Genomic DNA, 21,427 nt, shown 5'->3' with positions numbered 1-21,427 from the left:
ATCGGCCCAAGCTATACAGCTTGACCGTTTAACAACTTGGTATGGGACGGGTGGTCGAGCGGTCTAAGGCACCCTACTGATAATAGGGCGTACGGAGCTGCAACTCCGTACCGTGGGTTCAAATCCCACCCCGTCCGCCAGGGTACATGGGAGTCAACCGTTGGTGGAATACGATCTAGAGGCTCTGACTTCTTTTGTCAACGAGCAAATCTCGTTTCATAGCCAGCTTACTGAGCAGGCGGCACGTACTGGCGATGATCGCCGGGCGATGCGTCATCAGACCATAATGAAGCGTTACGGCGAACTGATCGGCGTACTAGCTGAGCAGAAAACAAAGCCGACTAAGGCGGCTCAGCGTCTCGCTCTCACATGGGAAGAGGTTCACGACCTACCGCAAGAGCTTTTAAAGGAACTCAGCGTCTCTGACAGCGACAAGCTAGAATTTCAGATAATCAAAACGATAGAGGATCTCGGCGGCGTTGCATCACTCGACCGGCTTCTCGTCGCGCTGTATCGACAGACGGGCGAAATTTATCAGCGCACATGGCTTAACAATCGCCTCTATCGGATGTGCCAGAAGGACATGATTTTTTCCGTACCTGGGCGCAAGGGCGTGTACTCGCTGGAATCCATAGATAAGGAGACGGCGGCAGCACTGGTTTAAGGTCCTAGCCAGCCAACCCGTAACACACTTGCGCAACGAGAGTGTGTTACGGGGCCGCCTAATTTATCTGACAATCTCCCACTGCAACCAAAGCCCGGTTTCCTCAATCGACCGGACCAGCCACGCCTCTCGCTTGTCCCGTAGGACGTGGCCGACGCGCCGGGTCATCACGTTCAATATCCCCGCGTCATGCTCTAGGCCGCGCTGGGCGACGATCTGGGCGGCATTCTCCCGCGTGGATCGCGGACCCTTCGCTACCCGAAGGATCGACAGGACGGCCCGGCTCATCTCCCCTCGCTTGCTCCATGACTTGGGAGGGGTGAATACCTTTGGCAGCACGCTCTCCGCTACGAAGTCAGGGGCGAACAGCCGTAGCGTTTCGTCCAGATGCTCCAGGTCCGCCGATAGCTTGGCTAGGTCCGCGTGGCACCGTGCGATCTGCCCGGTTATCTCAGCGCGCTTCCGTTTCAGCGCCTCTAACGCAATATCGCTCATACGATGACATTAGGAGCAGCGGGCGATCACATCGATCCAGACGTTGGTGCATTTGCTACATAATGCCGCATTCAAGCGATTGCAGCCTCGTTCTTTCGCCATTTGATCAAGGCGTGGCTCAGATTGCTCAGGCGAAGAGCAGGCGGCCAAAATTGTTATGGCCACTGCCGTGAACAAACGGATTATCATTCAATGTCTAGCTTGGGTAAACCTCGCACGATTTTCATCGTCTCCAAGCTGACGGTTATCATGCGCTGAAATAACAGCAACGGATAGGCGGGATCACCTACCGTCTCGATGGCGTAGCGGTTGGCATCGTTGACGATCCCGCTGGCCTTGTCGGTTTTCACACACTGGCGTTCCATCACCCATTCGAGCGCGGGCTTGCCGTTGACCACATAGTCATAGGCTTCCAGCGGAATGCCGGTCATCGTGATATGGGCGTTGTAGATGACCATGGATTTGTCGTGCTTCCCCTGCTTGCCCGCGAACTTCATCTTTTCCACTCGGTAAAACTTTACCGGGTCCGGGATATGGGCCAGCGCCAAGGCACCTTGGGCGATGGTGACGGGGAACGGTTCCACCTCTTCATAATTCACATGCAATGCCGCCAAGGCGCGGCCTGCCTTGGAGAAATGCCAGAAATCGGCAGCGGCCTTCACGCGGGGGATACGCGGCAACTGCTTGGTAAGGTTGTCGGCAAAGCGGGCGCGATAGTCCTCCGAATGCAGCAGGCCATAGACGTAGTAGAACAGGTCTTTCTTACTGATCACCTCCCCCGGATAGGCGGCTTGGAAGTGGGCAAGCCCCTCATCGGTAATGCCATCGCGCCGGACTATGCGGGTTTGGGTCTGCGGCTGCTCAAAGAGGCCGGGTTGGCTGTCGCTCATTCCTCGTCCTCCATCTCGTAGAGGAACATCGGAAAGCACTGACTGCCCTCGATATCCGCCATGTGCAAGCTGGGAATGGCGTTGCTCATCAGCGCCGTGAAGGGCAGCTTCTGGCCCCCGCCCGACGCGCAGATCACCAGATTGCGTTCTTGTTCCTCCGTCAGCGTCGGATATGATTGTGCTGTGCTGTGCTGTGCTGTGCTGTGCTATCCCTGCGTCCGCCTCGTAGAGATATTCGGGAAAGCACTGCGCTCCCCCGTCGGTTTGCAGTTCGGGGATGGCATTGACCATCAACGCAAGTTGCCCCCCTTCAACGGGGCGAGCCTTCACCATAATAGCCTGATTTGTCGCTTCCCGTTCAGGGAAGAGCTTCGGCATTTGATAGATCATGTCATTGAATGTGCGGCTGAAATACAGCCATTGGCGGGTGAAGGGACGATATAGGCTAGGCGTCACGCACGCTTGGTCAAACTCAAAAGTCCTGCCTTTTACCAGCTCGGCTTTGAGGCCACGGTTCCAACTGATTTTGGTGGCGTCTGCGTCAATGAATCCGTCCACCGCTGCTTCACGCGCCTTGCGATCAGCATTGGGGTGCGACTTGTTGAAGCGATCCACTTCGGCGTTGTAGAAGCTGATCATGGCAAGCATGTTTTTTTCAACAGCTTCGCGGCTACCATTGTAGCACCAAGCATCTCTTGCAGTTGCTACGCCTCTCGAAAAATTCGCAAACAGCGCCGTCGCGCCCTTTGTGTCCTTGTCGCCCATTGCGATGAAGGTGTCGAAACTCTTGTCCCGCTGCCCCAGCCAGTCGCCATGGTCATCGGGCTTGATGAACTGCCATTTGCCCGCTTTTGAAATGCCGCCGATGCTGCCGAACCGGGCAACGATATCCAGCTTTTCCTCTCGGGTTAGATAGTCCCCGATATCGTGGAAACGGATTTGCCCATGGTCCGCTGCATCCGGGTTCTTGACCAGCAGAGCGATGGCAACAGGAGTGCGGCTGCCCGAACCAAAAATCTTGCCGCCTTCACGCCGTGAACGCTCCCCGGACGTGCGTTGGTTGCCGCGCAAATGGAAAACATGAATGCTGGCGAACTCCTCCGCCAAACACAGGCGCAACCCGTCAGCGGTGTTAGCATCAAGCCATCCAGCATTCGAGACATAGGCTACGACACCCTTGTCGCCTATGCGGTCACTAGCCCAGCGGATTGCCCTAATATAACTATCATACAGGGCGTTCTTGTTGGTCGCGTCGGATCGGGCCGCATAGGTTGCCCGAATGCGTCCATCCAGCTTGGCATAAGTCAGATTGGCAGCATTGTCGTTCGCGCTGCCCTGCCCAACAGAATAGGGCGGGTTGCCGAATATGACGCGAATATCGAGTTCCTTTTGCCGCGTCCGCCGGTTGCTGTTGTCGGGCATCAGCTTGGCGAGCAAATCCTTGTCCTGCTCATACAGCTGGAATGTGTCGGTCAGGCAGATACCGTCAAAGGGCGTGTACTGCCCGCCGGAAAGGTTGTGATAAACTGCCTCGATGTTGATCGCCGCGATGTAGTAGGCGAGCAGCACAATCTCGTTGGCATGGATTTCATGCCGGTATTTGTGTTCCAGCTCCTCCGGCTTTATCAGCCCGGATTGCAACAGGCGGGTGATGAACGTGCCGGTGCCGGTGAAGGGGTCTAGGATGTGTACTCCCCTGCTGCCCAGCGTCTGCCCGAACTCGGCTTGTAACACCTCATCAACCGAATGAATGATGAAATCGACCACCTCAACCGGGGTGTAAACGATGCCCAGCCGCTCGGTCATCTTCGGAAAGGCGTTGCGGAAAAACTTGTCGTACAGTTCCACAACGATGCGCTGCTTGGCTTCCGAATTGTCGATGCCAGCCGCACGACGTTTTACGGACCCATAGAAGCGTTCTAGGCTATCCGCCTCCTTGTCCAGCCGGTGTTCGTCCAAGGCGCTGAGAACGGCTTCCATCGCCTTTGAGACAGGGTTATTACGGGCGAAACTGTAACCTTCAAACAGGGCATCAAAGACCGGACGCGTGATCAGGTGTTGTGCCAGCATCTCGATCGCTTCGGCCTGGCTGATACTGTCGTTCAGATCGTCCCGGATTTCGGCAAGGAAGCTGTCAAACGCCTCCCGCTCGCTCGTGCCATCCTTAGATACCAGCGCCGTTATGCGGGTAATGTGCGTCTGCGCGATCTTGGCGATATCGCCCGCCCAATCCTCCCAATAATCGCGCCGTCCGCACTTTTTGACGATCTTTGCCATGATAGCGCGGGAGAACTCATCAAAGACGAACGAGTTCTGGCCTTCGACGCTTTCGCGCGGCTTGCTGTCACCGTCCGTCCGCTCTTCATCGTCCCCTGTTGCACCACCGCCCCCGATGCCAGCCACCCCCTTCTTTGCTGACTTGCCAGCGGGTAGTTTGTTGCTGACTGCGATAACCTCGATCTTGCTGCTGATATCCACGCCAAGGTCGGCTTGGTTCAATTGCGCATCGAACCGTTCGTCATGGGAACGAAGCGCATTCAAAATCTGCCAGACGACGCGATAGCGTTCGTTGTCGTTCAGCGCCTCTTCCGGGGACATGCCTGCCGGAACGCCAATCGGCAGGATGACATAACCCATGTTCTTGCCCGGTGCCCGGCGCATAACGCGCCCCACCGACTGCACAACATCAATCTGGCTCTTGCGGGGATGCATAAACAGGATGGCATCGAGGGCAGGAACATCCACCCCTTCGGACAGGCAACGGGCATTGGTCAAAATGCGGCAAATATGGTCGCCATGGGTTTCTTTAAGCCATTCGAGATGCAAGCCGCGTTCCTTGGCCCCCATGGTGCCGTCAACATGGTGCAACTCGCATTCCAGTGGCTCGATATCGCCCAGCGCCTCCCGCCCTTCATCGGACGCCAGATATTCACTGACAACGGCTGCAAACTCACTGCGGATCAGCTTGGAGGAGGCGATATCTTTGCAGAATGCCAAAGCCCGCTGCATCGGCTGCGGATCGGTAAGAAGTTCATCCTTGAGGCCGGATTTGATCAGCGCCTTGTAGCAGCCGATGATCTTGGTAGCGTCGTCCAGCCTCAGCTCGGATGTGCCGTCCGCAAGGCGGGTTTGGACGCCCCCGCTGACCATGGCTTCATCGACGGCCAGGACCAGCACTTTGTAATCGGTCAACAGCTTGTTTTCGACCGCCCAGCCGAACCCTCGCGTGAACAGCGTTTCGCCATACAGCGCCGCATCGTCCATGGATGCCAGTTCCGCAGAAACCTCGCTGGCCTTGCTCTTGACCGAATCGCCAAACACGCGGGGCGTTGCCGTCATGTAGAGGCGCTTCTTGCCAGCTATGAAATCCTGATTGTGAATCTTGACGAAGTTGCTTTCGTCCTCGCCCGCCAGCGTTGCTCCTGTCGTCCGGTGCGCTTCATCGCAGATGATCAGATCGAACTCTGGAAAGCCATGCCGCTTTTGGGCGTCGGAAATGACCTGGATCGACTGATAGGTGGAAAACACCACCGTCATGCGGTCGCCCGCCGGATGGGATGACCGGGACGCCAGCTTGGCCGCATTAGTCGTCGCCGGATAATCAAGATCATGCAAATCGACCTCGGCAACATCATCAGCATCGCGACGCCGCCTGCCTACCTGCACGTCCGAACAAACAGCATAGGACCGCAAGGGGGTCTGACTGTCGATCGTCCATTCCCGGATGGTCTGACTCATCAATGCCAGCGAAGGTACCAGCACCAGCACCGTGCCGCCTTCTCCAACCAAGTCCTCAGCAATCTTCAAGCCGGTAAAGGTCTTACCTGTCCCGCAGGCCATGATCAGCTTGCCACGGTCCGCCTCTGCCAACCCCTCCCGAACCGCCTTCAAAGCATCCCATTGGTGGGGACGCAATTCCTTGGGCGGGGCAACTCGGATTTCATCTCGCTGGAAATAGGCTGCCCAATCAATCGGGCTGGCTTCCAGCCGGTCGATATCAATGGTCGTGACGTTCAAATCGTCCAACAAGGCGGTAGCGTTTCCGCTCCATGGCGCCCCTGTTGTTTCAATGATCAGCCCGCGCGAAAAATGCTTGGTCTGTGCACTACTCAGGAAGCTGTCGATATCGCTCTTCTGGATGCGATAGCCTTCCCGGTAAAATTTGCACTGGATGGCGCAATAGCTGTCCTCGCCCCTGATCTTGGCAACAGCGTCAATCCCGATATCCCTGCCATCGAGCCGATTGAGCTTGGCCCAGTCGCTAAACAACCAACAGTCCTCATATTCCTGCTGCATCCCGGTGTCGTTCTTGATGAACGCAACAGCCAGACGCTCGAAATACGTACCCTTCTCTCGCTCGCTCTTTGATGCAGCCCGATATTGAGCAAGCAATTGCCGAAGGGGAGTTGTCATTGTGTCCCTGTCTCCAGTTTTTTATATTCAGCTAGGCGGCTTGGTTGGCCAGCCATTCTATACCTAGAATGCTCAAGCAATTTTTTGAAAATTTTGTATCATGCGCCAGGCGGGTTTTAAGCGCGAAATGGAAGTTGGGAGTTTACCCCTCCCCCCCCGGTGCTCATCCACAAAGATTGATTGACGCAGATCGAACTGACACGCCTGGCAAAAGAGCTGAAGCCGTCGTTACGTCTCCAAGCGGGCATAAGGCAATTTCAAATCTGGCCAGTGGGGATATGGTGGGGCGTTTTTTTGCAGGGCTCGCCGTCTCGGCGCTAAACCCTTCAAAACGCTGGAGCGGGCGAAGGGATTCGAACCCTCGACCCCAACCTTGGCAAGGTTGTGCTCTACCCCTGAGCTACGCCCGCTCTGGCATTGCGGTCCGGGCAGTGGATGCCGGTGGACCGGGGCAAGGCGCGTGCCACTAGCACCCACCCCACCCCCTTGCAAGCCCCTTTGCCGATTCGTTTTCCGGGCTTGGTTTGGCGGCATGAAAGTCCCAAATAGGGCGTCGTGACATCGGCCCGCATCGCTGGCCGCCCCTTGACCGCCGGCACGCCGGCCGAATGATTGGAGCATCTGCCGTGGCCACGCTGGGAATGAGCCCTGCCGACAAGGAAGCCGTCGAAGCCTTTCGCCGGACCGTCGTCGAACCGTCGATGACCAAATTGGTCATCATCGATTTCTGGGCCGAATGGTGCGGCCCGTGCAAGGCGCTGGCCCCGATCCTGGACAAGGTCGCCGCCGAATATGCCGACAAGGGCGTGGTGCTGGCCAAGATCGACACCGACAAGGATCAGTTCATCGCCGCCCAGTTCCAGATCCGGTCGATCCCCACCATCTATGCGATGTTTCAGGGACAGCTGGTCGCCGACCTGTCGCAGGCGCGCACCGAATCGCAGCTGAAACAGACGCTGGATCAGCTGCTGCGCCAGTTGCCCGTCGATCCGTCCGCCGCCGCGCCGGGCGAGGATGACGGCATGGACGACATCGCCCCGCTGATCGCGATGGGCGACGATGTGCTGGCCGGCGGCGATGCCGCACGCGCGCTGTCGATCTTTGACCAGATTGCCGACATGGCACCCGATGTGGCGGAGGCGCAGGCGGGCCGTCTGCGCGCACTTGTCGCACTGGGCCGGATGGACGATGCGGCGGCCGTGCTCGCCGCGCTGCCCGATGATGCGGCAAAGCTGCCCGGCGTCGATCAGGCGCGGGCCGCCATCACCTTGGCTGCCGAGGCGCAGCCGGTGGACGATCTGTCCGCGCTGAAGGCGCAGGTCGCGGCCAATCCGGACGATCATGCCCTGCGCTATGACCTGGCCGGAGGTCAGATGGCGGCGGGCGACCGCGACGGCGCGGTCGATTCGCTGCTCGCCATCATCACTGCCGAACGCGACTGGAATGACGGCGCGGCGCGGCAGCGGCTGCTCAAGCTGTTCGAGGCGGTGGGGCTGGAGGATCCGTGGGTCTCGGCCCAGCGCCGCCGCCTGTCCGCCGCGCTGTTCGGTTGACCGCGGTGAGCCAGCGCATTTCCATCTTTCCGCTGGGCGGCGCGCTGCTCTTTCCCGGGCTGCACCTGCCGCTGCACATCTTTGAACCGCGCTACCGGGCGATGGTGTCCGACGCGCTGGCCCGCGACCGCCGGATCGGCATGATCCAGCCGCGCGAGGCGGGCGACCGCCCCGCCCTGTTCGATATCGGCTGTGTCGGCCAGATCATCGATGTCGAGGCGATGGAGGATGGCCGCTACGACATCGTGCTTCAGGGCGTGTCCCGCTTTCGCGTGCTGCGCGAACTGGATGTCACCACCCTGTTCCGCCAGGTCGAGGCGGAATTGATCGACGAACCGTCGGACGAGGTGCTCGGCCTTGGCGCGCGCGCCGCGCTTGAGCTGGAATCGCGCCGATTCGCCGATGCTCAGGGCTATGCCGTGGATTGGGATGCGGTCGGCAAGCTGGACGACGTGTCGCTGGTCAACGGCATTGCCCAGATCGCGCCCTTTGACCTTGCCTCCAAACAGGCGATGCTGGAGGCGAATACGCTGGCCGACCGGACCGAACTGATCATCCAGCTGATGCAATTTTATGGCCGCCGCGACGGCGATGACATTGCAACGCTTCAGTGACGATGCGCTGAGCGGACAGAATTAATCATAGGATAGCGCTACCACCCCCGTTGCGCGGTCGCATTGCTTTCGACATGGTGCCGCCAACAACGAATTGGGGAGAGGTTGATCGTGCAGGAAGAACCAGCGGGAGCGCCGCGCCACCACCGCGCCACCCGCAGTGAAAAGCTGGTTATCGCCGCTTCTTCGCTGGGCACCGTGTTCGAATGGTATGATTTCTACCTCTACGGTCTGCTCGCCACGATCATTTCGGCGCAATTCTTTTCGGGCGTCAACGAAACCACCGGTTTCATCCTGGCCCTGGCCGCGTTTGCCGCCGGCTTTGCGGTGCGGCCGTTCGGCGCGCTCGTCTTTGGCCGGATCGGCGACATTGTCGGGCGCAAGAACACGTTTCTGGTGACGATGGGCCTGATGGGCCTGTCCACCTTCGCCGTCGGCCTGTTGCCCAGCTATGCCAGCATCGGCGTGGCCGCCCCGATCATCCTCGTCAGCCTGCGGCTGGTTCAGGGGCTGGCGCTGGGCGGCGAATATGGCGGTGCCGCGACCTATGTGGCGGAACACGCGCCCAACAACAAACGCGGCCTCTACACCAGCTGGATTCAGACGACCGCGACGATGGGCCTGTTCGCCGCGCTGCTCGTCGTCATCGGCCTGCGCACGCTGATGGGGGAGGATGCGTTCCGCGACTGGGGCTGGCGCCTGCCCTTCATCATCTCGATGGCGCTGCTCGCCGTGTCGATCTGGATCCGGCTGCAATTGTCGGAAAGCCCGGTTTTCCAGAAGATGAAGGAAGAAGGCACCACGTCAAAGGCGCCGCTGACCGAAGCGTTCGCCCGCTGGGGCAACCTGAAATGGGTGCTGGTCGCGCTGTTCGGTGCAGTCGCGGGTCAGGCGGTGGTCTGGTACACCGGTCAGTTCTATGCGCTGTTCTTTCTGGAAAAGGTGCTGCGCGTCGATGGCGCGACCGCCAACATCCTGATCGCGGTGGCGCTGGCGATCGGCACGCCCTTCTTCATCTTCTTCGGCTGGCTCAGCGACCGGATCGGGCGAAAGCCGATCATCCTTGCGGGCTGTGCCCTGGCGGCGATCAGCTATTTCCCGCTGTTCGGCGCGCTGATCGGCGCGGCCAACCCGGCGCTGGCCGCGGCTCAGGCCAGCGCACCGGTCACCATCACCGCGAACGCAGCGGAATGTTCGACGCAGTTCGATCCAGTCGGCGGCAACAAGTTCGACAGCACCAGCTGCGACATTGCCAAGGCCTATATCGCCAAGGCGGGGCTGAATTACGCCAATGTCGCCGCCGACCCCGGCACCATCGCCAGCATCGCGGTGGGCGATACCGTCATCGTCGCGCCCGACCCCGCCCGCCTTACCACGGCAGAGGCACGTGCCGCCGGGATCAAGGCGTTCCAGACCCAGGTGAAGAGCGCGCTGGATGCGGCGGGCTATCCCGCCTCGGCCGATCCGGCGGCGATGAACACGCCGCTGGTCATCGCCATCCTGACCGCGCTGGTCCTGCTGGTGACCATGGTCTATGGCCCAATCGCCGCGATGCTGGTCGAATTGTTCCCGACGCGCATCCGCTACACGTCCATGTCGCTGCCCTATCATATCGGCAATGGCTGGTTCGGCGGCTTCCTGCCCACCATCGCCTTTGCAGTGGTGGCGGCGACGGGCAGCGTGGTTGCCGGCCTGTGGTATCCGGTGATCATTGCCAGCGCGACGGTCGTGATCGGCCTTGTCTTCCTGCCAGAGACGAACAGGCGCAGCATCGACGACTAAGCACGAAGGGCGCTTTCCTTCGGCGGTCCCGTGTCTATGCTGCACCGCATGATCCGCGCCGCACTGCTCCTGCTGCTGGCCCTTGCCGCCCCCGTGGCGGCGCAGACGCCGGTTGCCAATCGCGTGGCCGCGCGGCTGGCAGAGGCGGGGCCGGGGCCGCGCTTCGGCCTGGTAGTACTGGACGAGGCGGGGCGAGAGATCGTGGCGATCCGCCCGGATGAACGCTTCATCCCGGCCAGCAATACCAAAATCGCAATCACCGCCACCGCCTATGCCACGCTGGGCGACCTGACCCGGCCCCAGCCCGGCGGCGGCACCCGCGTGCGGATGGAGGGCGAGGATGTGGTGATCGAGGGGCGCGGCGATCCGTTCCTGTCCGTCGCGCCCGATTGCATCAGCGACTGCCTGTCCGCGCTGGCCGATGCCGTCGCCGCCCGGACGCGGCGGGTGCGCGACATCATCGGCGATGCCCGCTGGTTTCCGGATGAACGCTGGCCATCGGGGATGAGCTGGAACAACATCCCCAGCCGGTCCGGCACCGCAATCGCCGCGCTGACGCTGGACGACAATGAAACTGTCCTCACCATCCGTCCCGGCCCGCCCGGTGGCCTGGCACTGGTCGATCACAATGGCTGGTATGCCATCGACAACCGTATCGTCACCGCTGCGGAAGGAGCCGCCGATATCGGTTACGACCGGCCCGTGCACGGCCGCACGCTGACCCTGACCGGCACCATCGCCGCCGATGCCCCGCCCCGCCTGCTTCGACTGGGGATCGACGATCCTGCGGAATACGCGGCATGGACGTTCCGGCGGCTGCTGGCCGAACGCGGCGTCCGGGTGACGGGGGACGTGCGCTCACGCTATCGCAGCGTCGAAGCGGCAGCAGCAGCGGACACGCCGCCGCTCGCCGCGCTCGATCTGTCGCCGCTGGCGCAGGATATCGGCGTGATCCTGAAGGATAGCCAGAATCATCATGCCGATCTGCTGCTGCGCCGGATCGGGCGGATCGGCGGGACGGGATCGGTTGCCGACGGACTGGCGGTGGTGAAATCGACGCTGGCCGCTGCGGGCGTGCCGCCCCATGCGGCTCACTTTGCCGATGGGTCGGGCATGTCGACCTATAACCGCATGACCCCGCGCGGCAACGCCACCCTGCTGCGCTGGATCGATGCCCAGCCCTGGGGGCAGGCATGGTTTGCCGGCCTGCCCGTCGGCGGCACCGACGGCACGCTGAAGGGCCGCTTTGCCGGGACGGCGCTGGACCGCCGCATCTTTGCCAAGACGGGCAGCCTCAATGCCACCAGCGCCCTGTCCGGCGTGATGCTGACCCGCAGCGGCCGCCGCCTGATCTTTTCCGCCTTCGCCAATGACGTGCCGGACGATGTGTCCGGCACCGCCATCCTGGATGCCGCGCTGGTCGATCTGGCCGGGGCGCTTTAGTCCGCGAACAGCAGGACCGGCGTCTCGATCAGCTTCTTCAGCGCCGCGACGAAACTGGCCGCATCATGACCGTCCACCACCCGGTGGTCGCAACTGATCGACAGGTTCATCAGCTTGGCCCGCACGATGTCATCGCCGACAAAGACGGGCCGCTCGACGATCTTGTTCGGGCCGATGATCGCGACCTCCGGCCGGTTGATCACCGGCGTGGTCACGATGCCGCCCAGCGGACCCAGCGAGGTGACGGTCAGGGTGGAACCGCTCAGCTCCTCCGACTTCGCCTTGCCCGTCCGCGCCGCATCGGCCAGCCGCGCAATCTCGCTCGCCAGCTGCCACACATTCATATCCTGCGCATCGCGGATCACCGGCACCATCAGGCCCGCATCGGTCTGTGCCGCCATGCCCAGATGCACGCGGCCATGACGTGTCACAACGCCGGCTTCGTCGTCATAGCGCGCATTGATCATCGGGAATTGCGGGATCGTCCGGCAAATCGCCACGATCAGGAACGGCAACATGGTCAGCTTGGGCCGCGCGCCGCGATTGGCGTTCAGGTCCGCACGCATCGCCTCCAGCGCGGTCACGTCGATTTCGTCGACATAGGTGAAGTGGGGGATCGCCCGCTTCGATGCGGCCATGTTCTCGGCAATGCGGCGGCGCATCCCGATTACCTTCACCGCCTCGTCCTCACGCGCGCGGCTGGCATGTGGCGCGTGATAGCCCTGCGCCGCGCCATAGCGCAGGAACGCGTCCAGATCGGCATGGCGAATCCGCTCGCCCTCGGCCGGCTTCACCTGGGACAGGTCGACGCCCAGTTCGCGCGCCCGCTGCCGCACCGCGGGCGATGCGAGCACCTGATGCGTCTGTGCGACCGGAGCCACTGCCGGGGCCGGAGCGGCGACAGGGGCAGCGGGTGCAGCCGGAGCAGCAGGCGCAGCCGGAACCGCCACCTCGACCGGCACCGGCGTTTCCGCCGCCTCGACCCCCGGCGTCTCGGCGCCCAGCTGTTCCTCGACCTCCTCGGCCATCGCCACGCGCTGGGCTTCGTCGCTTGCCTGCGCGTCGGCCGTCTCGATGACGACCAGCGTCGATCCGATCGGCACCATGTCGCCAACCTCGCCGGCCAGCGCGATGACGGTGCCCGCCACCGGGCTTTCCATCTCGACCGTCGCCTTGTCGGTCATCATGTCGGCCAGGCTCTGGTCCTCGGCCACGGTGTCGCCGACCTTGACGTGCCAGGTGACGATTTCGGCCTCGGCAATGCCTTCGCCGATATCGGGCAGGCGGAATTCGAAACGAGCCATTGCGGGATCAGTCCTTCAGCAATTTCTTGAGCGCCATGCCGATACGGACAGGGCCGGGGAAATACGCCCATTCCAGGCTGTGCGGATAGGGCGTGTCAAAACCGGTAACGCGCATCACCGGCGCTTCCAGGTGATAGAAGCAGCGTTCGGTGACCAGCGCGGAAAGCTCCGCACCGAACCCCTGCGTCCGCGTCGCCTCGTGCACGATCATGCAGCGGCCGGTCTTTTGCACCGACGCCTCGATCGTCTCGATATCCAGCGGCAACAGGGTGCGCAGATCGACGATTTCCGCATCCACGCCCATCTCCGCCACCGTCTCGGCAACGACATGGACCATGGTGCCGTAACACAGGATGGTCACCGCCTCGCCCGCACGCGTGATCGCCGCCTTGCCCAGCGGGATCTTGTAATATCCCGTCGGCACCTCGCCCAGCGGGTGCTGCGACCAGTTCTTGGCCGGGCGATCCCAATGGCCGTTGAACGGGCCGTTATAGATGCGCTTGGGTTCGAAAAACACGACCGGGTCATTGTCCTCGATCGCCGCGATCAACAGCCCCTTGGCATCATAGGGGTTGGACGGGATGACCGTCTTTACGCCCGAAATATGGGTAAAGATCGCCTCGGGCGACTGGCTGTGCGTCTGCCCGCCGAAAATCCCGCCGCCAAAGGGGGAGCGGACCGTGATCGGCGCGACATATTCGCCGGCCGAACGATAGCGCAGCCGCGCCGCCTCGCTGACCAGCTGGTCCAGCGCGGGATAGATGTAATCGGCGAACTGGATTTCCGGCACCGGGCGCAGGCCATAGGCGCCCATGCCGATGGCGACGCCGATGATGCCGCATTCGGTGATCGGCGTGTCGAACACCCGCGTCTTGCCGAACTTGGCCTGCAGCCCGGCGGTTGCGCGAAACACGCCGCCGAAATAGCCGACATCCTCGCCCATCACGATCACGTTGGGATCGCGCGCCATCATCACGTCCATGGCGGAATTGATCGCCTGGATCATGTTCATGCGCGCGCTGTCGCCCTCGGTCGGGGCGATGCGCTCCATCGGTTCGCTCATTTCCGTGCCCATGGCCGCCCGCTTTCCTCTTCCTCGGCCAGCATCTGTGCCCGTTGCTCCTTCAGGTGCCAGGGCATTTCCTCGAACACCCCGTCGAACAGCGTGTCGAGCGGCTGGTGCAGGCCATGGCCCAGGATGCCGTTGGCCTCCGCTTCCTTTTGCGCCCGCTTCACTTCCTCGGCCAGTTCCAGGTCCATGGCGGCGTGGCGTTCGTCATCCCATTCGCCAATGGCGATCAGATGCGCCTTCAGCCGCGCGATGGGATCGCCCAGCGGCCATTCGCTGGCTTCCTGCGCGCTGCGATACTGGCTGGGGTCGTCCGACGTGGAGTGTCCCTCGGCGCGATAGGTGAAATGCTCGATCAGCGTCGGGCCCTGATTGGTCCGCGCCCGCTCTGCCGCCCATTGCGTGGCGGCATAGACGGCCAGCGCATCATTGCCATCGACGCGAAGGCCCGCAATGCCATAGCCCACGGCCCGCGCGGCAAAGGTTGTCGCCTCTGCCCCGGCAAAGCCCGAAAAGCTGGAAATCGCCCACTGATTGTTGACGATGTTCAGGATGACGGGCGCGCGATAGACGCTGGCAAAGGTGCAGGCGGAATGGAAATCGCCCTCCGCCGTCGATCCCTCGCCGCACCAGGTGGCCGCGATCCGGCTGTCGCCCTTGGCCGCGCTGGCCATCGCCCAGCCGACCGCTTGCGGATATTGGGTGGTCAGGTTGCCGCTGATCGAAAAGAAACTGTGCTCGCGGCTCGAATACATGATCGGCAGCTGCTTGCCCTGCAGCTTGTCGCCCCGGTTCGAATAGATCTGGTTCATCATCTCGACCAGGCTGTAGCCGCGCGTGATCAGGATGCCCTGCTGACGATAGCTGGGAAAGCACATGTCGTCGGCGGCCAGCGCCATGGCGGCGGCGATCGACACCGCCTCCTCGCCCGTGCACTTCATGTAGAAACTGGTCTTGCCCTGCCGCTGGGCGCGGAACATCCGCTCGTCGAACGCGCGGGTCAGCGCCATCAGGCGCAGCATCCGGCGCAGCGCGTCCGGCGACAGCCGCGGGTTCCACGGGCCGACCGCCTGACCCTGTTCGTCCAGCACCCGGATCAGGGTAAAGGCCAGGTCGTGGAACGTATCGGCGGGGGCGGCACTGTCCGGCCGCGGCGCACTGCCCGCCGGGGGCACATCGACATCGGCAAAATCGACCGCGTCGCCCGGCCGGAACTTGGGTTCCGGCACGTGCAGGTGCAGGGCGGGCCGATTGGCGCCGGGGCGCTCGTCAGTCATTGTCTCTCCCATTGCCGGCTGCCTGCCGGGACTCGCTGGCTTGCTTGTTATTTTATTTCAAGCCGCTTGGCGAGCGTCAGCAATGCCCGTCCGCGCAAAAGAACGGATGATGCGCGAAAGCCACAGGCAGCGCAGGATCGTTTCCGTCCCTGTCGCAATCCTGTCATCCCCCCTCGCCAACATGACTGTTTTTTGGCAACGGCGGCGCCAGGCGAAGCAATAATCGCCATGCCGCAGGAGTGGATGCTACCATGCCGCCATCCGGCCGCGCCCGACCAGACAGGGCGCGGCCGGATCAGATTGCACCCGGGGGATTCAATGGCACGCTTCACGCTTTCTCGGGCGATGTTCGTCCGCACCGCATCGGTACTCGCCGCCATTGCCGCAGCCTCGCCTGCGCTGGCACAGGACGCTACTACCGATGACGGGCAACTGACCGACATCGTCGTCACCGCCCAGCGCCGCAGCGAGAATATCCAGGACGTGCCGGTATCGGTCGCGACGCTGGATCAGGACCGGCTTCAGACGATTTTCGATTCGGGCAACGACATCACCGCGCTGGCCACGCGCGTACCCGGCCTGTTCGCCGAAAGCTCGAACGGCCGCGTCGCGCCGCGCTTCTACATCCGCGGCCTTGGCAACACCGATTTCGATCTGGCCGCATCGCAGCCGGTGTCGGTCATCATGGACGAGGTTGTCCTCGAAAACGTCGCCCTGAAATCCTCGCCGGTGTTCGACGTGGAACGGGTCGAGGTGCTGCGCGGGCCGCAGGGCACGCTGTTCGGCCGCAACACGCCGGCCGGCATCATCAAGTTCGACACGGTCAAGCCGGGCAATGAACTCAGCGCGCAAGGCTCGCTGTCCTATGGCAGCTACGGCACGCTCAGCGGCGATTTCGGCGTCGGCGTGCCGCTGGTTCAGGACGTGCTCTCGATCCGCGTGTCGGGCCTGTATCAGCATCGCGGCAACTGGATCGACAACACGTTCACCGGTCAGGACGACGCATATGGCGCCTATGACGAAGTGGCGGGCCGCGCCCAGTTGCTGTTCACGCCGGGCGACCGGTTCCGCGCGCTGGCCAATGTCCATTTCCGCGACTTCAACGGCGCGGGCGCGGCGGCAATCTTCCGCGCCAACATCCTTGGCCCCGGCAACAACGACCTCAATGGCAATTTCAAGCGCGACGAAGTGGCGCTGGATGCCGGCGGCGGCAACAAGCAGCGGTACAAGGGCTGGGGCAGCTCGCTGCGCATGGATTATGAATTCGGCGGCGCGACGCTGACCTCGATCACCGCCTATGAAACCGTCAACGGCCGCAGCCGCGCCGATGTGGACGGCGGCAACCTGGTCACCGGGCCGGGCTTCATCCCCTTCCCGTCGGACACGCAGGATTCGATCGACCTTGACCAGTGGACGCAGGAAGTGCGCCTGGCCAGTGACACCGATGGCCCGCTCGCCTGGCAGGTCGGCGCCTTCTTCTTCGACAGCGACTTCACTGTCCTGACCGAGGGCTTCAGCTTCCCGCCCCCCACGCTGGTGCGGCACAAGAACCAGAGCTGGGCCGCCTTCGGCCAGGCGACCTATCAGCTGACCGACGCGTTCAAGGTGACGGCGGGCGCCCGCTATACCGAGGATGACAAGCAGTTCAGCGTCGTCGGCGGCTCGCCCGCCAATGACCGCGAAGTCGGCGACGAACGGGTCAGCTGGGACGTCAGCGCCATGTACGACCTGACCCCGTCGTTCAGCGTCTATGCCCGGGTGGCCGACGGCTTCCGCGCACCGACGATCCAGGGCCGCGACGTCGCTTTCTTCGCCGCCCCCTCGGTCGCGCGGTCGGAAACGATCCTGTCGTTCGAAGGCGGCTTCAAGTCCGAACTGTTCGACCGTCGCGTCCGCCTGAACGGTGCAGTGTTCACCTACACCGTCAATGATCCGCAGTTCACCGCCGTGGGCGGCGCGGGCAACCTCATTCAGCTGGTCAATGCCGATCAGGGCAAGGCATGGGGCTTTGAATTCGACAGCGAAGTGCGCGTCACGCCCAACTTCGTGCTGACCGGCGGCGTCAGCTATAATGATACGAAGATTCAGGACGACACGCTCGCCGTCGGCATCTGCGCCCAGTGCACCGTCACTGATCCGACCGTCAGCATCGGCGGCAGCACCCGCGCGCTGGTCGATGGCAACCCCTTCCCCAACGCGCCGGAATGGATTGCGGACATCACCGCCCGCTATTCGATCCCGGTCGGCAATGGCGGCGAACTGTTCGCATTCACTGACTGGGCGTATCAGGGCTACACGAACTTCTTCCTCTATCAGTCGCGCGAATTCTTCGCGAACGACCAGTGGGAGGGCGGCCTGCGCGTCGGGTACGCCAAGCAGGACGGCAGCTTCGAAGTCGCCGCCTTTGCCCGCAACATCCTCGATGCCAAGAATGTGAAGGGCGGCATCGATTTCAACAACAACACCGCCTTCGTCAACGAACCCCGCATCATCGGCCTGTCGCTGCGCGGCCGGATGTAATCGCGGGGGGCAACGCCCGATAAAAAAGAGGGGCCGGAAGCAACCCGCTTCCGGCCCCCTTTTTCATTCGCGCCCGCTTATTCGGTGGGAAAGCCGCGGCGCTTGAACAGCGCCTTCACATCCGGGTCGCGGCCACGGAACGCGCGATATGCGGCCTTGCGGTCCGTCTCGTTACCGGTGGACAGCAACGTCTCCCGGAACTTGTCGGCCGTCGCCTTGTCCCACACGCCCTTTTCCTCGAACAGCGCCCAGGTGTCGGCGTCCATCGTTTCCGACCACAGATAGCTGTAATATCCCGCCGAATAGGCGTCGGACGAAAACAGGTGATTGAACTGCGGCAGGCGGTGCCGCATCACGATCTCCTTCGGCATCCCCAGCGCGTTCAGCGTGTCACGCTCGAACGCATCCGGGTCGGTCACCGGCGTCGTGCGGTCATGCAGCTTTATGTCGACGATAGCGCTGGACAGATATTCGACCGTGTCGAATCCCTGATTGAACGTGCTCGACGCCTCGATCTTGTCGACCAGCGCCTGCGGCATCGGCTCACCGGTCTTGTAATGCTTGGCGAACCGGTCGAGCACCTCGCGGGTCAGCAGCCAGTTCTCGTTCACCTGGCTGGGATATTCCACGAAATCGCGCGGCGTCCCCGACAGGCCGGGATAATAGACATTGGTCAGGAACCCGTGGATGGCATGGCCGAATTCGTGGAACAGGGTGGATGCGTCATCCACGCTGATCAACGTCGGCTCGCCCGCCGCGCCCTTGGTGAAATTGTTGTTGTTCGACCCCAGCCGGATCGTCTCGCCGGTCAGGCCGGATGCGCCGCGATAGCTGGTCGCCCAGGCGCCGGACCGCTTGCCCGCCCGCGCGAAATTATCGAGGTAGAAAATGCCAACGATCTTGCCCTCGCGCCGCACCTCGAACGTGCGGACATTCGGCTCGAACACCGGAATGGTGCCGGTATTCTCCTTGAATTCCAGGCCATACAGCCGGTTGGCCGACCAAAACATGGCATCGACCATGTTATTCAGCTCAAGGTACGGCTTCACCTCGCTCTCATCCAGGTCGTACTTCGCCTTGCGCACCTTCTCGGCGTAAAAGCGGTAATCCCATGGCTCGATGGTGATCTTGGCGCCTTCCTTGTCGGCCACCGCCTGCATGTCGGCGACTTCCTGTTTGACGCGCGCGACGGCGGCGGGCCACACCGCCATCATCAGCTTCATGGCGTTTTCCGGCGTTTCCGCCATGGTGTCGTCCATGCGGAAATGGGCGTGCGTCTTGAACCCCAGGATGACGGCCCGCTCCTGACGCAGCTTCAGGATCTCGGCGATGGTCGCATTGGTGTCATTGGCATCGCCATTGTCGCCGCGGTTGATGAACGCGGTATAGACCCGTCGGCGCAGGTCGCGATTGGTGCCGTACATCAGCAAGGGCTGAACCGACGACCGGGTATTCTTGATCGCCCATCCGGTCTTGCCCATCGCCTTGGCCTCTTCGGCCAGCGACGCCTTGAAACTGTCGGGCAGTCCGGCCAGCTCGGCCTCGCTGGTGACCAGGATCGCGGTTTCCTCGTCCTTCAGCACCTTGCTGCCGAAATCGGTATACGCCTTGGCCAGCGCCTGATTGATCGCCTTGACCTTGGTCTTCTGCGCCTCGTCCAGCAGCGCGCCAGAGGTGACGTAATCGCGATAGCTGCGCTCAAGCAGGCGCATCTGCTGCGCGTTCAGCCCGGCAGAGGCGCGGTTGTCGTACACCGCCTTCACCCGCGCGAACATCTTGGGGTCCAGGCTCAGCTCGCTGAAGAACGCCGACAGCTTCGGGCTCCATTCGCGGGCGATCGCCTGCACTTCCGGGCTGGCCAGGTTCGACTGATAGACGCCCCAGACCGCGAACAGGCGGCTCATCTGCTCGCCGGACTTTTCCTGTGCCTCGATCGTGTTGGCGAATGTCGGCGCGGCCGGATTGTCGCGGATCGCCGCGAACTCCTTGCGCGCATTGGCCATCGCCTGTTCGAACGCGGCCGGGAACATGGCGGGCTTTACCTGGTTCCACGGCGGCACGCCGTTATACGGCCCGGTCCATTCGGTCAGCAGCGGCGCCGGATCGACCGCAGCAGCAGGCGCAGCTGCAGTCTGGGCCATCGCGCTCATCGGCATGGCGGCACCCAGCAACAGGGACAGGCAAAGGGCATGGCGGCTCAACTCGGTTACTCCCGGCAAATCGGTGGATGGCGACAGCCTAACCGCCCCGCGCCCGAACGCAACCGGGTGAATTACTCCGCTAACGCACGCGCGCTGCCCGCCCCCGCCTGCGTTCAGGCCGCGACCACCGTCTGTTCGATCACGCCGAAAATCGGGTGGTGCCGGTCATCCTCGGCCCAGATGCGCACCGTGTCGCCGGGTTTCAGGAACGGCGTTTCGGCCGCACCGCGCAGGATCGTTTCCACCGTCCGAACCTCGGCAATGCAGCTATAGCCATGGCCGCCCTCCGCAATCGGCTTGCCCGGCCCGCCATCCGCGTCGCGATTGGACACCGTGCCCGATCCGATGATCGTGCCCGCACCCAGCGCGCGCGTCCGCGCCGCATGGGCGATCAGCGTGCCGAAATCGAACGTCATGTCCTCGCCCGCCTGCGCCCGGCCGAACGGCTGACCGTTCAGGTCGACCATCAGCCGCCGGTGCAGCTTGCCGTCCCGCCACCAGTCGCCCAGCGCGTCGGGAGTGACGAATACCGGCGACATCGCGCTGGCCGGCTTGGACTGGAAAAATCCGAACCCCTTGGCCAGTTCGCCGGGGATCAGGCCGCGCAGCGACACATCGTTGGTCAGCCCGACCAGCCGGATCGCCGCCAGCGCCTCGTCGCGGCTTGCGCCCATCGGCACGTCGCCGGTCACCACCACCACCTCGGCCTCCAGATCGCAGCCCCAGGCTTCGTCCTTCAGCGGAATGGGATCGCGCGGCGCCAGAAAACCGTCGCTGCCGCCCTGATACATCAACGGATCATGCCAGAAGCTGTCCGGCATTTCCGCGCCCCGCGCCTGCCGCACCAGCGCAACATGGTTCACATAGGCGCTGCCGTCCGCCCATTGATAGGCACGCGGCAGCGGCGACGCCGCCTGCCGTTCGTGAAACCGCATCATCGGGATCGCCTCATGCGCCAGGTCGGTGGCCAGGTTGCGAAGATCGCCCTCGACCCGGTCCCATTCGTCCAGCGCCGCCTGTAGCGTGGGGGCGATATGTCCGGCATCGGCGCACCATGCCAGATCGTCCGAAACGACGACCAGCCGTCCGTCACGGCCCTGCTTCAGGCTTGCCAGCTTCATGCGATCCTCTCCTCGATCCTGCTATCCCCCTGACATAGCTGCTCCACATCGCCTGTCGAGCGGTTGACACCGTCCCGCGCC

General features: G+C 62.7%; 13 protein-coding genes and 2 tRNA genes. 7 read left to right on the top strand and 8 right to left on the bottom strand.

Features of this window, described 5'->3' with window-relative positions:
* Window positions 1-44: 44 nt before the first annotated feature.
* Window positions 45-140 (top strand) — tRNA-Ile (locus tag NYR55_RS10585).
* Between the two features lie 20 nt (window positions 141-160).
* Window positions 161-664, top strand: a complete 504-nt coding sequence (locus NYR55_RS10580; protein WP_260021260.1) for a hypothetical protein — start codon at window positions 161-163, stop codon at window positions 662-664.
* Window positions 665-727: 63 nt separating this feature from the next.
* On the opposite strand, the gene NYR55_RS10575 is transcribed toward NYR55_RS10580, so the two are convergent.
* The 3 genes from NYR55_RS10575 to NYR55_RS10565 all read right to left on the bottom strand — a co-directional run bounded on the left by NYR55_RS10575 (window position 728) and on the right by NYR55_RS10565 (window position 6,872).
* Window positions 728-1,159 carry a hypothetical protein gene (locus NYR55_RS10575; protein WP_260021259.1) on the bottom strand — a complete coding sequence of 144 codons (432 nt, stop codon included), beginning with the start codon at window positions 1,157-1,159 and terminating at the stop codon, window positions 728-730.
* Between the two features lie 185 nt (window positions 1,160-1,344).
* Window positions 1,345-6,462 carry a type ISP restriction/modification enzyme gene (locus NYR55_RS10570; RefSeq protein WP_260021258.1) on the bottom strand — a complete coding sequence of 1,706 codons (5,118 nt, stop codon included), beginning with the start codon at window positions 6,460-6,462 and terminating at the stop codon, window positions 1,345-1,347.
* A gap of 335 nt (window positions 6,463-6,797) precedes the next feature.
* Window positions 6,798-6,872, bottom strand: a tRNA-Gly gene (locus tag NYR55_RS10565).
* A gap of 231 nt (window positions 6,873-7,103) precedes the next feature.
* On the opposite strand from NYR55_RS10565, the gene NYR55_RS10560 reads away from it, so the two are divergent.
* The 4 genes from NYR55_RS10560 (at window position 7,104) to dacB (ending at window position 11,854) form a co-directional block, all read left to right on the top strand.
* Complete coding sequence (locus NYR55_RS10560; protein ID WP_260021636.1) at window positions 7,104-8,015, top strand: tetratricopeptide repeat protein; 912 nt, start codon at window positions 7,104-7,106, stop codon at window positions 8,013-8,015.
* Window positions 8,016-8,020: 5 nt separating this feature from the next.
* Window positions 8,021-8,629 (top strand): LON peptidase substrate-binding domain-containing protein, encoded by a 609-nt coding sequence (locus NYR55_RS10555; protein WP_260021257.1) that lies wholly within the window; start codon window positions 8,021-8,023, stop codon window positions 8,627-8,629.
* A gap of 111 nt (window positions 8,630-8,740) precedes the next feature.
* Window positions 8,741-10,411 (top strand): MFS transporter, encoded by a 1,671-nt coding sequence (locus NYR55_RS10550; protein WP_260021256.1) that lies wholly within the window; start codon window positions 8,741-8,743, stop codon window positions 10,409-10,411.
* 48 nt (window positions 10,412-10,459) lie between these two features.
* Entirely contained in the window at window positions 10,460-11,854 is a 1,395-nt protein-coding gene (gene dacB, locus NYR55_RS10545; protein WP_260021255.1) for a D-alanyl-D-alanine carboxypeptidase/D-alanyl-D-alanine-endopeptidase, read from the top strand.
* Here the strand turns inward: dacB and NYR55_RS10540 are convergent.
* Genes NYR55_RS10540 through NYR55_RS10530 form a run of 3 tightly spaced genes read right to left on the bottom strand, consistent with a single transcriptional unit; the run spans window position 11,851 to window position 15,504 of the window.
* Window positions 11,851-13,158: a dihydrolipoamide acetyltransferase family protein gene (locus NYR55_RS10540; protein ID WP_260021254.1), complete on the bottom strand. Its 1,308-nt coding sequence runs from the start codon at window positions 13,156-13,158 to the stop codon at window positions 11,851-11,853. The two genes, dacB and NYR55_RS10540, sit on opposite strands and share 4 nt — an antisense overlap.
* Window positions 13,159-13,165: 7 nt before the next feature.
* Window positions 13,166-14,170 (bottom strand): alpha-ketoacid dehydrogenase subunit beta, encoded by a 1,005-nt coding sequence (locus NYR55_RS10535; protein ID WP_260021634.1) that lies wholly within the window; start codon window positions 14,168-14,170, stop codon window positions 13,166-13,168.
* A 47-nt stretch (window positions 14,171-14,217) separates the two neighbouring features.
* Window positions 14,218-15,504 carry a 3-methyl-2-oxobutanoate dehydrogenase (2-methylpropanoyl-transferring) subunit alpha gene (locus NYR55_RS10530; protein ID WP_260021252.1) on the bottom strand — a complete coding sequence of 429 codons (1,287 nt, stop codon included), beginning with the start codon at window positions 15,502-15,504 and terminating at the stop codon, window positions 14,218-14,220.
* Between the two features lie 318 nt (window positions 15,505-15,822).
* Here NYR55_RS10530 and NYR55_RS10525 point away from each other — a divergent pair, with 318 nt between their 5' ends.
* On the top strand, window positions 15,823-18,024 hold the full coding sequence (locus NYR55_RS10525; RefSeq protein ID WP_260021251.1) for a TonB-dependent receptor: 2,202 nt from the start codon (window positions 15,823-15,825) through the stop codon (window positions 18,022-18,024).
* Between the two features lie 77 nt (window positions 18,025-18,101).
* Here the strand turns inward: NYR55_RS10525 and NYR55_RS10520 are convergent, their stop codons facing one another.
* Both NYR55_RS10520 and NYR55_RS10515 read right to left on the bottom strand, forming a co-directional pair.
* Window positions 18,102-20,225 carry a M3 family metallopeptidase gene (locus NYR55_RS10520; RefSeq protein ID WP_260021250.1) on the bottom strand — a complete coding sequence of 708 codons (2,124 nt, stop codon included), beginning with the start codon at window positions 20,223-20,225 and terminating at the stop codon, window positions 18,102-18,104.
* 113 nt (window positions 20,226-20,338) lie between these two features.
* Window positions 20,339-21,346: a fumarylacetoacetate hydrolase family protein gene (locus tag NYR55_RS10515; protein ID WP_260021249.1), complete on the bottom strand. Its 1,008-nt coding sequence runs from the start codon at window positions 21,344-21,346 to the stop codon at window positions 20,339-20,341.
* Between the last annotated feature and the right edge of the window lie 81 nt (window positions 21,347-21,427).

This window comes from Sphingomonas sp. BGYR3, from assembly GCF_025153455.1.
GTDB lineage: Bacteria > Pseudomonadota > Alphaproteobacteria > Sphingomonadales > Sphingomonadaceae > Sphingomonas.
Note: the sequence above shows the minus strand (reverse complement) of the source record. Positions and strands in the feature narration are given on the sequence as shown.